Below are 12,600 nucleotides of genomic sequence, written 5' to 3'. Positions count from 1 at the left end.
GACGTTCGGGGGAGCCGACATGCGTGCAGTACGTAGGTCCGGGCACCGTTCCACCAAGGTCCTCGCGGCCGCTCTGCTCACCGCTTCGCTCGCGGTCGGCGGTTGCAGCGCGGGCGGCGGCACCGGGGCCACCAGCGACAGCGCCCAGGGCGCGGCGGCCGACTCCAAGGGCGGAGGGCGGGCGGAGAGGGCGCCCGGCAGCGTGGCCGACGCCGATTCGGGGAGCGGGTCGAAGAAGCCCGCCGATTCGACCGGGGCGAACAAGCCACCGCTCAACAAGACCCACGTCATCCGTACCGCGACGCTCAGCGTCGAGGTCGGCAACGCCACGAAGGCGCTCGCCACGGCCCGTACGGTGGCCGAGAACGCCGGGGGCATCGTCGGGAACGAGACCACCGAGCTGATCGACGACAGCCACGTCTACTCCCGCATCGTGCTGCGCGTCCCGCAGGAGGAGTACGAGGCCGTGCTGAAGGAGCTCGCCGGCACCGGCAAGCTCCTCAACCGCAAGGCCGACGCCAAGGACGTCACCGACCAGGTGGTGGACGTCGACAGCCGCATCAAGTCGCAGCGGACGAGCGTCGCGCGGGTGCGGGACATGATGGACCGGGCCACCGAGATCAGCGATGTGGTCATGCTGGAAGGCGAGCTGAGCACCCGTCAGACGGAGCTGGAGGCCCTGCTCGCGCGGCAGGCGTCGCTGAAGGACCGTACGACCATGGCGACCATCACCCTCGAACTCTCCGAGCCCGAGGCGAAGGAGAGGGCCGAGGAGGACGACGATCCCGGTTTCCTGGACGCGCTCGGGGGCGGCTGGGACGCGTTCGTCACCACGCTGAAGTGGGTCGCGATGGCGCTCGGCGCGGTCGCGCCGTTCGCCGGAGCGCTGGCCCTGCTGTACGTGCTGTGGCGGCTGCTGCGCGGCCGGCTGCCGCAGCGCCAGGCACCGGCGCCAGCGGCGCCCGTGGTCCCGCACCCCGCGGAGCAGCCGGAAGAAGCGAAGTAACCCCGCCGCCTGCGAACCGTCACGGACGTAGCGTGTCTTTCAGTTGTACGGACCGATACGGACCGAGAGGACACGCATGGCAGCGGCGGAACGACTGGTGGTCATCGGCGGCGATGCGGCGGGCATGTCCGCCGCATCGCAGGCCCGCAGGCACAAGGGCCCGGACGAGCTGGAAATCATCGCGTTCGAGCGCGGTCACTTCACGTCGTACTCGGCCTGCGGCATCCCGTACTGGGTCGGCGGAGCCGTCTCGGCGCGGGACGAACTCATCGCCCGTACGCCCGAGGAGCACCGCGCGCGCGACATCGGCCTGCGGATCCGCACCGAGGTCACCGAGATCGACGTGGCGGGTGGCCGGGTGCGCGCCCGCGACCTCGAATCGGGCGCCGAGTCGTGGACCGGCTTCGACAAACTGGTCGTGGCGACCGGCGCCCGGCCCGTACGCCCAGCGCTGCCGGGGATAGACGCGCCGGGCGTGCACGGCGTACAGACCCTCGACGACGGCCAGGCGCTGATCGACGCGCTGGAGCGGACGAAGGGGCGGCGGGCGGTCGTCGTCGGGGCGGGTTACATCGGCGTGGAGATGGCGGAGGCGCTGGTCGCTCGCGGGTACGAGGTGACCGTTCTGAACCGGGGCGAACAGCCGATGGCGACCCTGGACCCGGACATGGGCCGGCTGGTCCACGAGGCGATGAACGGCATGGGCATCAGGACCGTGTCCGGTGCCGAGGTCACCAAGATCCTCACGGGCGACGACGGCCACGTGCGGGCGGTGGCCACGGACGACGACACCTACCCGGCGGACGTGGTCGTCCTCGGCATCGGCGTCGAACCGGAGACGACCCTCGCACGGGACGCGGGCCTGCCGGTCGGGTCGTACGGCGGCCTCGTCACCGACCTGTCGATGCGCGTGGTGGGCCACGACAACATCTGGGCGGGCGGCGACTGCGTCGAGGTGCTCAATCTGGTCTCGGGCCGCCGGCGCCACATCGCGCTCGGCACGCACGCGAACAAGCACGGGCAGGTGATCGGCTCGAATGCCGGGGGCGGTTATGCGACGTTCCCGGGGGTCGTCGGTACGGCGGTCAGCAAGGTCTGCGACCTGGAGATCGCGCGGACGGGTCTGCGGGAGAAGGACGCGCGGGCGGAGGGCCTGCAGTTCGTGACGGCGACGATCGAGTCGACGAGCCGGGCGGGGTACTACCCCGGCGCTTCGCCGATGACGGTGAAGATGACGGCGGAGCGTCGTACGGGCCGGCTGCTCGGCGTCCAGATCGTGGGCCGGGAGGGGGCGGGCAAGCGGGTCGACATCGCGGCGGTGGCCCTCCACGCCCGCATGACGGTGGAACAGATGACGGCACTGGACCTGGGGTACGCCCCGCCGTTCTCCCCGGTGTGGGATCCGGTGCTGGTGGCGGCACGCAAGGCGGTGGCGGCGGTGCGGGCTGGGGGCACGTAGCGGGCGGGCGCCTGCGGCGGGCTTTCCCCGACCCGCCCCTTCCCGCAACTGGGGCGCTGCCCCAGACCCCGCTCCTCACGCCCGCAGGGCGTCCCGGGGGTGCGCCTAGCGTGCCGCCGTGCGCGTGTGGACGTACTCCGTGAGGCGGGTCAGCGCGTCGGGGTCGGTCGTCGGCAGGACACCATGGCCCAGGTTGAAGATGTGGCCCTCAAGACCCGCCGCCGCATCCAGCACCTCGTCCGTCTTCGCCATGACCGCGTCCGGCGTCGAGAAGAGAACCGCAGGGTCGAGGTTGCCCTGAAGCGCCTTGCCGGGACCGACCCGCCGCGCCGCCTCGTCCAGCGGAACCCGCCAGTCCACGCCGACGACATCCGCGCCGGCCTCGCCCATCAGCCCGAGCAGCTCGCCCGTACCGACACCGAAGTGGATGCGCGGTACGCCGTACGACGCCACCGCGTCGAAGACCTTCGCGGAAGCGGGCATCACGGAGCGCGTGTAATCGGCGGGCGCGATCGCGCCGACCCAGGAGTCGAAGAGCTGCACGGCGGACACGCCGGCCTCGATCTGCACCTTCAGGAAGGCTCCGGTGATCTCCGCGAGCCGGTCCAGGAGATCCGCCCACAGCTGCGGGTCGCCGTACATCAGCGCCTTGGTGTGCTCGTGATTGCGCGAAGGCCCGCCCTCCACGAGGTAACTCGCGAGAGTGAAAGGCGCGCCCGCGAATCCGATGAGCGGAGTGGACCCGAGCTCACCCGTGAGCATCCCGATCGCCTCGGTGACGTACGTGACGTCGTCCGGCGTCAGGTCCCGCAGCCGGGCCAGGTCGGCCCGCGTACGGATCGGCTCCGCGATGACCGGACCGACCCCGGGCTTGATGTCCAGGTCGATCCCGATCGCCTTCAGCGGCACCACGATGTCGCTGAAGAAGATCGCCGCGTCGACGCCGTGCCGGCGCACAGGCTGCAGCGTGATCTCGGTGACCAGCTCGGGCCGCATGCACGACTCCAGCATCGGAATGCCCTCGCGCACCTTCAGGTACTCCGGCAGCGATCGCCCCGCCTGCCGCATGAACCAGACCGGCGTGTGCGGCACCGGCTCGCGCCTGCACGCCTTGAGGAAGGCCGAGTCGTACGTCTGGCTCTGCGGGCTGCCCACGGGGCGGCGGTCATTGGCACTCACGCCCAAATCTTCGCACGCGGGCCGAAGCGGTTGTCGCGGGGCGGGTGTCCTTCCCTGCACGAGGCCCACGTTCCGCCTACTCTTCCCCGCATGGCTCCGGCGCAGGGACGACTTTCGGATGATGCTGACGACAGGAGCGGCGCGGAGAACAACTCCGCCCCGCCCGCCTTCCGCCAGGCGGTCGAGGCCCTGTGCTCGGCGCGCCTGCGCCCCGAGGTGGAGGTGGACCCGACCCGCCCGCCCCAGCGCCTCGCGCCGTACGCGTACGCGCTGGAGGCGGCGGTCGTACAGGGCGACGAGGATCTGGCGGACGGGCGGCTGGTGCTGCTGCACGACCCGGCCGGCCACGACGCCTGGCACGGCACGTTCCGGCTGGTGACGCTCGTACGGGCGGAACTGGAGCCGGAGATGGCGGCCGACCCGCTGCTCCCCGACGTGAGCTGGTCCTGGCTGACGGGCGCGCTGGAGGCACGCGGCCTGTCGTACGCCGAGGCGAGCGGCACCGTGACGCGGGCCGGCTCGCACTACTTCGGCGGTCTGGCCGAGCGCAGGCCCGCCACACAGATCGAGATCAGGGCGTCGTGGACGCCCCGCGAGGGGCGCGGCGGGGTGCCGGACACGGCGGCGCATCTGGCGGCCTGGTGCGACCTGCTGGCGCAGATCGCCGGGCTGCCTCCGGTGGCCGGCCACGGGCCGGGTTCCGTGGACGCCGGTGCAGGTGCAGGTGCAGGTGCAGGTGCCGGTGCCGGTGCCGGTGTGGTGTCGTTGCCGCAGCGGCGGGGCCCGCAGGCGCCTTAGCAGGCAACGCGGGGGCGCGCCGAGGAGGCGCGCCCTCTTTCGTGTGGCCGGTCCGGCAATTCTTCACATGATCGATCACGCGTCCGAATTGCCCGAATTGTTACTCACCAAATCGTGATCTTTCCCTAAAGGAGAGCGGCACTGCTGCCGAAGGAGTCAATGACCCTTCAGCACGGTTCCCCGGCTACTTCCCCGAGCCGGCGGATTCCGCCACTCCCCCAGGAGGCCTGGTGTCCGTTCTCCTCGAGCAGCCCGCAAGCCTGGTCGCCTACCGCCCAAACAAGCCGACGGCCATGGTCGTCGTGGCCGACCCACGCGTCCGCTCCACCGTCACCCGCCATCTGTGGGCCCTTGGAGTACGTGACGTCATCGAGGCGTCGTCCATCGCGGAGGCACGCCCCCGCGTCGGCAGCCCGCGCGACATCTGCGTTGCCGACGTCCACCTGCCCGACGGTTCCGGGCTGGCCCTGCTGTCCGAAACCCGCGCCGCGGGCTGGCCCAACGGGCTCGCCCTCTCCGCCGCCGACGACATCGGCGCCGTACGCAATGCCCTCGCGGGCGGCGTCAAGGGCTACGTCGTCACCGGTACGCGCAACAACATCGGGCACCCCACCCGCCCCGGCGCCGCCCCCATCGGCGCCGCGGCCGCACGAATGCACCGCCGCCCCCCGGGCGCCCCGAGCCACCCGGGCGGTTACCGAGAGCTCTCCGGCCGCGAGGTCGAGGTGCTCAGGCTGGTCGCGGAAGGCCAGTCGAACAAGGCGATCGGCGTCTCGATGGGCCTCTCCGCCCTGACGGTCAAGAGCCACCTCGCACGCATCGCACGCAAGCTCGGCACGGGCGACCGTGCCGGAATGGTCGCGGTAGCCCTGCGCACCGGAATCATCCACTGACCGGTTTACAACCCTCTTGCGCCCGTCGACGGAACGTTCCGCCGACGGGCGCCTCTCCTATGTCAGGCCCCGGGTTCACTGCCCTCGAAGCTCGGCTCCGGCTCGGGTCGGGCGCCGCCCCACGTCGGCGGGGCGAGGCAGGCGCCGACCTCCAGCAGCCCGTCGAGCAGGAACTCCGGTGGATGCTCGCGCCTGATCTGGTCGACGGTCTGCTGATCGCCCGAGATCCTCGCGTCGAGCAGGAGCAGGGCCGTGTGGATGTGGTCTTCCCGGCGGCTCGGACCAGTGGGATGCATGCGCTTCATGACGATCATCCTCGTTGGCGGATACAGCTCCATTGTGGAACCGGGCGCCGGGAACGGCACGTTCGGGGCACCCCTCGGCCGAGCCTGCCAAGGCCGGTTTCAGCAGGTCACCCGCAGTTTCGAGCACGAGTGCAGGTCAGGCGTTCGCTCGTACAGATACCCTTTATCCGCCCTGAGTGGGGTCCGCACGGCTCCGACCTGCGAAAAGGTCATCCCACCCTCCTCTCCGGGCACATCGGGGGCACATCTCCCAGGGCCGCCTCCACGGCCGCCCGGGTCGTGTCCTCGTCGTCCAGCCACATGTGGCAGTAGGTGTCGAGCGTGATGCTCGGCTTGGAGTGGCCCAGTCGCTTCTGCACGGTTTTCACCGACTCCCGGTGCTTGATCAGCAGACTGGCGTAGTAGTGGCGAAGGTCATGCAGGGTCGTCCCAGCAGGCACCCGCACGACGCTCCCGGCAGCCTCCAGGGCGGCGTTCGCCTCCCCAACGATGGCACACCATGTCCGCGCCCAGGGTGAGCGCTGGGTGGGGCGGCCAGCGGCGTTCGGGAAGAGCAACCGCACCTTGCGCTGCACTGGTCTGCGTGGGTCCGTACGGTCCCAGACCTCGACTTCCGCCGCCGGACAGTGAGCGAGGTATATCGCCACAGCCTCGACAGCCGCTTTGGCCAGGGGCACCGTGCGCGTCGCCTCGTGCGTTTTGGGCGGGCCAAGGTAGACACCTACCGCCTGCTTGCCGGTTACGCAGACGAGCTGCTGCTTAACCCGCACCTCACGGCGAAGAAAGTCGATGTGATCCACTTCCAGACCGAACAGCTCGCCCTGCCTGAGGCCAGAGGCCGCTGCCAGCAGAATCAGTGCCCGTTCCCTCAGGGTCGGCGCGGCGTCAATGAGCGCCCGCACCGCCGCGTCACTGGGCGGCACAACCTCGGTCCGACGGCGGGAGGGAAGTTTCACGCCGTCACACGGTGACGACCGGATGCCCCCGTCCAGCACTGCCGAACGCATGACGGTCACGATGATCGCGTAGGTGTTGCGCAAGCTCACCGGAGCAAGCACGGACGACCGGCCCTTGATCCAAGCCTGTATCTCGGACGGGCGGATCTGACCTATCGGGCGGTCCCCGATCGACGGATACACGTGGGTCTCCAGCCGTTGCCGAACACTGGCCGCCGTCGACGGGCGGTGCACGGCAGAGGTTCGCCAGCGCTCGGCAGCGGCGCGGAACGTCTCCTGGCCGGCTTTGCGATCAACGAACTCGCCCCGGTTCAGATCCGTCTCAACCGCAGCGGCACGGGCATCGGCGTCCGGCTTCCGGGCGAAGTTCTCCTTCTTCTGCTGCCCCTTCACATCGCGGTACCGGACCGACCACCGCATGCCCTTGCCATGGTCGGCACTGGGCACCAGCGTCCGGGTCTTGCTGTTGTGCTCGGCGCAGGGCGTCGCACCCCTCTTGGGCCGGGACAGATGCCACCGGTCAACCACCTGGGCCATCATCGTCACCTTCTTCCATCGGGTCCGGGTCGGAGTAGTCGGCGTTCTCATCCAGTGGAGCGGGTTGGCTGAATTTGACTCCAAGCTCGGCGCTAGTCATGCGCTGAACCTCCTCCTTAGTGAGGTACGGCCGGTTCTGAAGCTGGTACTGCAACCGCTCCGACGCCCATCGGGCGAAGTTCCAGTCCGTGGGCTCATGCAGGGGCCTGTCACCCGTTGCCCACCGCCAAGCGCGCTCCCACGGCACTGCGTACTCCTCGTTCTCTACGAGGCCCACAGGGGCACCGAGGTCGACGGGCGGCAACAACAGCGCCGCCGGGGAGACCCCAAGGACGCTGGCCAGCGCGACCAGGTCATCGGCGTCTACGCGCCGTTCACCGTTCTCAATGCGCGAGAGACCAAGAGATGGAATCGATCTGCCGATCTTGGAGAGTCGACGAGCCAGCTCCGCCAGCGTCAGGTTTTGCTCCTGCCTGAGGCGCTTCACGTTGTCTCGCACGTTCTCACCGATGGGACCCAGTGGGTTCTTTGCCATGCCCCCATGGTGGCTCGCTTTTGATAGCAACGCAACACATCTCGACGCCAGCCCCATCGCTCTTGACAGGTCCCATCCGGCCGTGCACTCTTGAACGGTGATGCTTCATTTTTGATAGGTGAGACGATCGGAACAGATTGATATGGCAACAGGGGGCATGGACGGCCTCGCCACGCCGGAGGACTTGGCCCGCTTTCTGGGTGTGCCACTGAGGACGGTGGGCCAGTGGCGCTACCTGGGGAAGGGACCTCGGTCGATCAAGGTCGGCCGTTACACGCGGTACCGGTGGGTCGACGTGGAGCGCTGGCTCGACAGGAACGCGCGCGGCGACGCCGCCGCATAAGAGCCGCGTAGAGATCCACCTAAGTGATCGCAGGGTGTTCAGCACGACGAACAAAGGCGATCTTGACCGGAAGCCCCCGGAACCCGCGACGGAGGCGCCACCCAGAGACGGAGACGACACCACCGCATGCACGACAACAACCAGCGCCCCCGCCGCCGACACGACGGTGAGGCCAAGTGCAGCCCTTCCTCCGTCGTCATTTCGCCGGTGGGGGCGGCTCGCGTGACCACTGAGCTGGACCACCTGGACGTTGCCTGTGCGTGCTGGGTGGTGACCAGCTTGTTCGGCACCGGCACGCTCCTTCCCTGCCCGCGCTGCTGGCGGCTCTTCCGGGCGGCCCGGGTCGACTACAAGACGGTCAGCACGCCCTTGTGGGGGTCTGTGCAGCCCCCCGGGCCGAGGGCGGCGACGTGACTCCGCCCGTGTGCGCGCAGCACCACCAGTACCTGCCGTGCCTCTTCAAGGGCTGCAATGCGGGCCGCGACGCGACGGCCCATCAGGCCGCTTACGCGGAGGCGGTCATCACCCTCACTGAGGCCCACGCGGTGTTCCGGAAGTGGTTCGGCGCGGACTACGACATGGACACCCTGAACGCCACCCTCGCGGCGGCGGCAGTCGAGCGGCTGGATGGCGACCCGCTCTGGCTCCTGGTGGTGTCCGGCCCCGGCAACGCCAAGACCGAGACGGTGCAGGCGCTGGCGGGGGCGGGGGCCACGGTCACGTCCACGATCGCATCGGACGCGGCGCTGCTGTCCGGTTCACCGAAGAAGGAGCGGAGCAAGGCGGCGACCGGAGGGCTGTTGCGCAAGATGGGGGCAGCCGGCGTTCTGGTCATCAAGGACGTCACCTCGATCCTTTCCGCGAACCGCGACGCCCGCGCAACGGTGCTGGCCGCGCTCCGCGAGGTGTACGACGGCCACTGGGAACGCAACCTGGGCACGGACGGTGGTCTGACGCTGCCCTGGAGGGGCCGCATAACGGTGGTCGGTGCCGTAACGACGGCCTGGGACGCGGCCCACGCCGTCGTAGCGACCATGGGCGACCGGTTCGTGCTCATCCGCAGTGACTCCACCAAGGGCCGCGTCGGGGCCGGACACCGTGCCATCAGCAACACCGGCGACGAAGTCGCGATGCGCGCCGAGCTGTCGGCCGCTGTCGGCGGCGTGCTGGCCGGGGTCGATCCCGACGCGGGTATCACGGTCGACGAAGCCGAGACGCAGCGGCTGCTGGCCGCTGCCGACGTGGTCACGCTCGCCCGCACCGGCGTGGAGTACGACTACCGGGGGGAAGTGATTGACGCGCACGCGCCGGAGATGCCGACGCGCTTCGCCAAGCAGCTCACGCAGGTAGTGCGCGGCGCGGTCGCGGTCGGCATGGACCGCGCCGACGCGCTGCGGCTGGCCATCCGGTGCGCGCGGGATTCGATGCCGCCTCTGCGGCTGGCGCTGCTCGAAGACGTGGCGGCAAACCCGAACAGCCACACCGGCGAGATCAGGAAGCGGGTGGACAAGCCCCGGGCAACGGTGGACCGCCAGTTGCAGGCGCTCCACATTCTGGGGCTGATGACCGTGGACGAGATGGCCTACGGCGACAAGACCCGTTGGATCTACACCATCACTGACGGTGTCGACATCACTGCCCTGCGCGTTGGGATTAGTTCACCAGATTTGTCAGTAGATGGTTCTTAGGGTTCCGAGAGGGGAGGACGACAAACCTATACAGAGGTACCGACGAAACTGGTAAACCCCGAAGATCGGAAATCGACGCCGAAGGGTTCAGGTCCGAAGATCGTTACCGATGAACTTCCACCACCCCTTTCGCCCCTGGTCGGGGTCCTTGCGAAACCGATCGGTCATTATGAACGGGGGAACGCAATTGGAAGACAATGGAACGGAAGCGGCCGAGGCGCTGGACGCCCCCATGGTCGACCATCGACGAAATGTCCGCCGCCGCCTTACTACGTGCTTGACCTGGAGCTGTCGATCACTGGGCGGCACGATCCTAGCTGCACCATGACCGCGCGGCCGAAAGCGAAGATCACGACGAAGAGGACCTGACCGATGAACGCAGACGTAACCGAATTGATCCAGAAGCTGAGCCATCGCATCGACGCCCGTGCAAAGGAACTGGGCACGCTCGCGGACCGGGGCGACTTCACGGGGGAGTCCGCCAATGCCCGGCTCGACGAACTGATGCAGATCCAGGAATGGCTTAGGGACGAAATGATGGAGGAGCACCGCAGGGCCGAGGAGGAGGTCCGTAAGGCACTGGGAGAATGACCAGGACTAAAAATTTTCCCCGCCCGAAGGAATGGTTATCGGGCCCTCTTTCGGGTACAATTCGAATATCTCCGTATCGGAGGGAGCCGCCGCGAACGCTCATGGTGCGGACAGCGGTGGCTTTCCTTCGGGGGAGCGAACCGGCTCAACGGGTCTGGTCGGCTTTCCGGCCCATTGGCGCCGCGCAGCCGTAGCTGTGGAAAACCGGTGGATTAGGTCGTGGTCCGTCCCCGGAGCAAAGCCTCACATTTGCTTGCTCCAAGACAGGACACACCATGAACTCGTATTTCCCTGCGCTGGAAGCCAAGAAGGCTGAGCTCAAGCGCATCATCGACGAAGCCGGCCAGGGCATCGGTTTCGACCTGGGCCGTGTCAAGTGCATCAGCGGCACCCACGCCGAAATCCTCGGCCACATCAAGAAGCTCAACCACGAGATCGACGCGCTGACGGCGACGCATGACGCCGTAAACGCTGGCCGGTACGCCGCTGAATCGGGCGACGGGGCCCGCATCGACGCCGCGTCGTACGCCGCCTACGGTGCACCGCGTGGCGGCCTCCAGGGCGCGCTCACCCTGGCCAAGGGCCAGTCCGTCAGCCGCTGGATGAAGAGCAACGGGCACAGCGACCCGGACACCGAGAACCTCAGCTTCGACCGGTACCTGAAGGGGCTCGTGACCGGCAACTGGAAGGGAGCCGACGCCGAGCGGAAGGCGATGAACGAGGGCACCCTGACGGCGGGCGGACACGTGGTGCCGACGCCGCTCGCAGGGTCGATCATCGACATGGCCCGCAACCAGATGCGGGTGGCGCAGGCGGGGGCGACTTTCGTCCCGATGACGTCATCGACGTTGAAGGTGCCCCGGCTGACCGGCGAGGGAACGCCCGCGTGGCGGAACGAGAACGCCGCGATCACCGACACCGACCTTGCGTTCGACGCCGTCACCTTCCAGGCGCACTCCATGGCGCGGATGGTCAAGCTCTCCAGGGAGCTGTTCGAGGACTCCGACCCCTCCGCCGAGGGCATCATCGCCCACAGCTTCGCGCAGCAGATCGCCCTGGAACTGGACCGCGTCGCTCTGCGCGGCTCTGGCACCGCACCCGAGCCCAGGGGCGTGCTCAACGCGTCGGGTATCACCATCACGACACACGGCGCGAACGGCGCTGCGATCACCAACTACGACTGGTGGCTCGACGCGGTGGGCACGATTCGCAACAACAACTTCGAGCCGAACGCGCAGATTCAGGCACCGCGTTCGGAGACGTCGCTGTCGAAGCTGAAGGACGCTCAGAACGCGTACCTGGCTCCTCCGGCAGCGTTGGCCAATATCCTGAGGCTGAACACGAAGCAGGTGCCGACCAATCTCACGGTCGGTACGAGCACGGACTGCTCCGAGATCTACACCGCCGACTGGCGGATGCTCGGCATCGGTATCCGTACCGGCTTTGAGTTGGAGTTTCTGCGTGAGCGGTACGCCGACAACCTCCAAGTAGCGTTCCTGGCCCACCTGCGGGCAGACGTGCAGCTCTTCCAGCCGACTGCGTTCGTGGTCGACACGGGGGTGCGTGCGTGATGGGCGGCTTCGAGGTGCTCGTCGACGTCGCCCAGCACAACGCAGAGGCCGCCGAGAAGGCGTGGCACGAGGTCGTGGAGGGGGAGCGTCGGGAAGGCATTCCGGTCGAACTGTGGCGGGCGTTGCCGGACAGCGACGCTGACGGCAACTGAAGCTGCCGCCACCCTTGGGTATCACGGCCCCTCCCAAGGGTGGCGGCTCCACCCCCGCTGGCCGCTGGGGGTGAGCGGGGGTGCACCACCCATATGCGTATAACCCTATGTCATATAGTGCTATGCACCTATGCATATGCGCCTATAACCATACACTCATAGCTCATGGTGATATAGCCATATAGTCCATAGCTCCTAACCCCATAAGCCCATGCCTATATGCCTATGCGTGCATGCACCCATGCACGCATAGCGCATGGCCCATATGCCTATGCACATATGGCTTATACCCATACCCATAGCCCACACCCCCGCTCCGCCTACCCCCTATGGCCCATGGCCCATGCCCTGCGCCCTGCGCCCTGCGCATGGTATTGACTCAGCATGTGCAATGCATGATGCAATGCCAATGCATCAATGAACAACTAAAAAATGAATTTCATGATTTTCGATTCTGAATTCTGCTTTGACAAATCACCATGCAATGAACTGCATGATTACGCACCCTGTACCCCTGCCCTATACGGACCACCTAGCGCCATAGCACACCCACCCCGCCCCTCGGAGCCCGTCGCACTCTCCACCCC

14 protein-coding genes are annotated in these 12,600 nt (G+C 67.9%); 10 read left to right on the top strand and 4 right to left on the bottom strand.

All coding sequences use genetic code 11. The features are described from left to right. The first annotated feature begins 19 nt into the window (after positions 1-19). A complete protein-coding gene (locus J7E96_RS23970; protein ID WP_215133743.1) occupies positions 20-1,006 on the top strand; it encodes a DUF4349 domain-containing protein in 987 nt (328 codons plus the stop codon). Positions 1,007-1,082: 76 nt separating this feature from the next. Then, positions 1,083-2,465, top strand: a complete 1,383-nt coding sequence (locus J7E96_RS23965; protein ID WP_215133742.1) for an FAD-dependent oxidoreductase — start codon at positions 1,083-1,085, stop codon at positions 2,463-2,465. Between the two features lie 105 nt (positions 2,466-2,570). Here the strand turns inward: J7E96_RS23965 and hemE are convergent, their stop codons facing one another. Beyond that, positions 2,571-3,644, bottom strand: a complete 1,074-nt coding sequence (hemE, locus tag J7E96_RS23960) for a uroporphyrinogen decarboxylase (protein WP_215133741.1) — start codon at positions 3,642-3,644, stop codon at positions 2,571-2,573. Positions 3,645-3,734: 90 nt separating this feature from the next. Here hemE and J7E96_RS23955 point away from each other — a divergent pair, with 90 nt between their 5' ends. Next, on the top strand, positions 3,735-4,442 hold the full coding sequence (locus tag J7E96_RS23955; RefSeq protein WP_215133740.1) for a DUF3000 domain-containing protein: 708 nt from the start codon (positions 3,735-3,737) through the stop codon (positions 4,440-4,442). A 230-nt stretch (positions 4,443-4,672) separates the two neighbouring features. Further along, the gene (locus J7E96_RS23950; RefSeq protein WP_215133739.1) at positions 4,673-5,335 is read left to right on the top strand and encodes a response regulator transcription factor; all 663 of its coding nucleotides are present in this window, start codon (positions 4,673-4,675) and stop codon (positions 5,333-5,335) included. 62 nt (positions 5,336-5,397) lie between these two features. Here J7E96_RS23950 and J7E96_RS23945 read toward each other — a convergent pair whose 3' ends face one another. The 3 genes from J7E96_RS23945 to J7E96_RS23935 form a co-directional block, all read right to left on the bottom strand. Further along, positions 5,398-5,640: a hypothetical protein gene (locus J7E96_RS23945; RefSeq protein ID WP_215133738.1), complete on the bottom strand. Its 243-nt coding sequence runs from the start codon at positions 5,638-5,640 to the stop codon at positions 5,398-5,400. A 209-nt stretch (positions 5,641-5,849) separates the two neighbouring features. After that, positions 5,850-7,136, bottom strand: coding sequence for a site-specific integrase (locus J7E96_RS23940; protein ID WP_251070339.1), 1,287 nt, complete (start codon positions 7,134-7,136; stop codon positions 5,850-5,852). Beyond that, positions 7,117-7,668 (bottom strand): helix-turn-helix domain-containing protein, encoded by a 552-nt coding sequence (locus tag J7E96_RS23935; protein WP_215133737.1) that lies wholly within the window; start codon positions 7,666-7,668, stop codon positions 7,117-7,119. Before J7E96_RS23935 ends, J7E96_RS23940 begins: the two co-directional genes overlap by 20 nt. Before the next feature lie 157 nt (positions 7,669-7,825). Here J7E96_RS23935 and J7E96_RS23930 point away from each other — a divergent pair, with 157 nt between their 5' ends. The 6 genes from J7E96_RS23930 to J7E96_RS23905 all read left to right on the top strand — a co-directional run bounded on the left by J7E96_RS23930 (position 7,826) and on the right by J7E96_RS23905 (position 12,013). Then, positions 7,826-8,011: an AlpA family transcriptional regulator gene (locus J7E96_RS23930; RefSeq protein WP_251070337.1), complete on the top strand. Its 186-nt coding sequence runs from the start codon at positions 7,826-7,828 to the stop codon at positions 8,009-8,011. Between the two features lie 126 nt (positions 8,012-8,137). Next, positions 8,138-8,425 (top strand): hypothetical protein, encoded by a 288-nt coding sequence (locus tag J7E96_RS23925; protein WP_215133735.1) that lies wholly within the window; start codon positions 8,138-8,140, stop codon positions 8,423-8,425. Then, complete coding sequence (locus tag J7E96_RS23920) at positions 8,422-9,699, top strand: hypothetical protein (protein ID WP_215133734.1); 1,278 nt, start codon at positions 8,422-8,424, stop codon at positions 9,697-9,699. Before J7E96_RS23925 ends, J7E96_RS23920 begins: the two co-directional genes overlap by 4 nt. A 372-nt stretch (positions 9,700-10,071) precedes the next feature. Continuing rightward, on the top strand, positions 10,072-10,290 hold the full coding sequence (locus J7E96_RS23915; protein ID WP_215133733.1) for a hypothetical protein: 219 nt from the start codon (positions 10,072-10,074) through the stop codon (positions 10,288-10,290). A gap of 275 nt (positions 10,291-10,565) precedes the next feature. Next, the gene (locus tag J7E96_RS23910; RefSeq protein WP_215133732.1) at positions 10,566-11,861 is read left to right on the top strand and encodes a phage major capsid protein; all 1,296 of its coding nucleotides are present in this window, start codon (positions 10,566-10,568) and stop codon (positions 11,859-11,861) included. Then, entirely contained in the window at positions 11,861-12,013 is a 153-nt protein-coding gene (locus J7E96_RS23905; RefSeq protein WP_215133731.1) for a hypothetical protein, read from the top strand. The genes J7E96_RS23910 and J7E96_RS23905 overlap by 1 nt, the downstream gene beginning before the upstream one ends. The last annotated feature ends 587 nt before the right edge of the window (positions 12,014-12,600 follow it).

The organism is Streptomyces sp. ISL-96, from assembly GCF_018614035.1.
Lineage (GTDB): Bacteria > Actinomycetota > Actinomycetes > Streptomycetales > Streptomycetaceae > Streptomyces.
Note: the sequence above shows the minus strand (reverse complement) of the source record. Positions and strands in the feature narration are given on the sequence as shown.

Bases quoted from the DNA above. Each gene is read 5' to 3' on its own strand.
- J7E96_RS23970 (WP_215133743.1), top strand. From the start codon at position 20: ATGCGTGCAGTACGTAGGTCCGGGCACCGTTCCACCAAGGTCCTCGCG.
- J7E96_RS23965 (WP_215133742.1), top strand. From the start codon at position 1,083: ATGGCAGCGGCGGAACGACTGGTGGTCATCGGCGGCGATGCGGCGGGC.
- J7E96_RS23955 (WP_215133740.1), top strand. From the start codon at position 3,735: ATGGCTCCGGCGCAGGGACGACTTTCGGATGATGCTGACGACAGGAGC.
- J7E96_RS23945 (WP_215133738.1), bottom strand. From the start codon at position 5,640: ATGAAGCGCATGCATCCCACTGGTCCGAGCCGCCGGGAAGACCACATC.
- J7E96_RS23940 (WP_251070339.1), bottom strand. From the start codon at position 7,136: ATGATGGCCCAGGTGGTTGACCGGTGGCATCTGTCCCGGCCCAAGAGG.
- J7E96_RS23935 (WP_215133737.1), bottom strand. From the start codon at position 7,668: ATGGCAAAGAACCCACTGGGTCCCATCGGTGAGAACGTGCGAGACAAC.
- J7E96_RS23930 (WP_251070337.1), top strand. From the start codon at position 7,826: ATGGACGGCCTCGCCACGCCGGAGGACTTGGCCCGCTTTCTGGGTGTG.
- J7E96_RS23925 (WP_215133735.1), top strand. From the start codon at position 8,138: ATGCACGACAACAACCAGCGCCCCCGCCGCCGACACGACGGTGAGGCC.
- J7E96_RS23915 (WP_215133733.1), top strand. From the start codon at position 10,072: ATGAACGCAGACGTAACCGAATTGATCCAGAAGCTGAGCCATCGCATC.
- J7E96_RS23910 (WP_215133732.1), top strand. From the start codon at position 10,566: ATGAACTCGTATTTCCCTGCGCTGGAAGCCAAGAAGGCTGAGCTCAAG.
- J7E96_RS23905 (WP_215133731.1), top strand. From the start codon at position 11,861: ATGGGCGGCTTCGAGGTGCTCGTCGACGTCGCCCAGCACAACGCAGAG.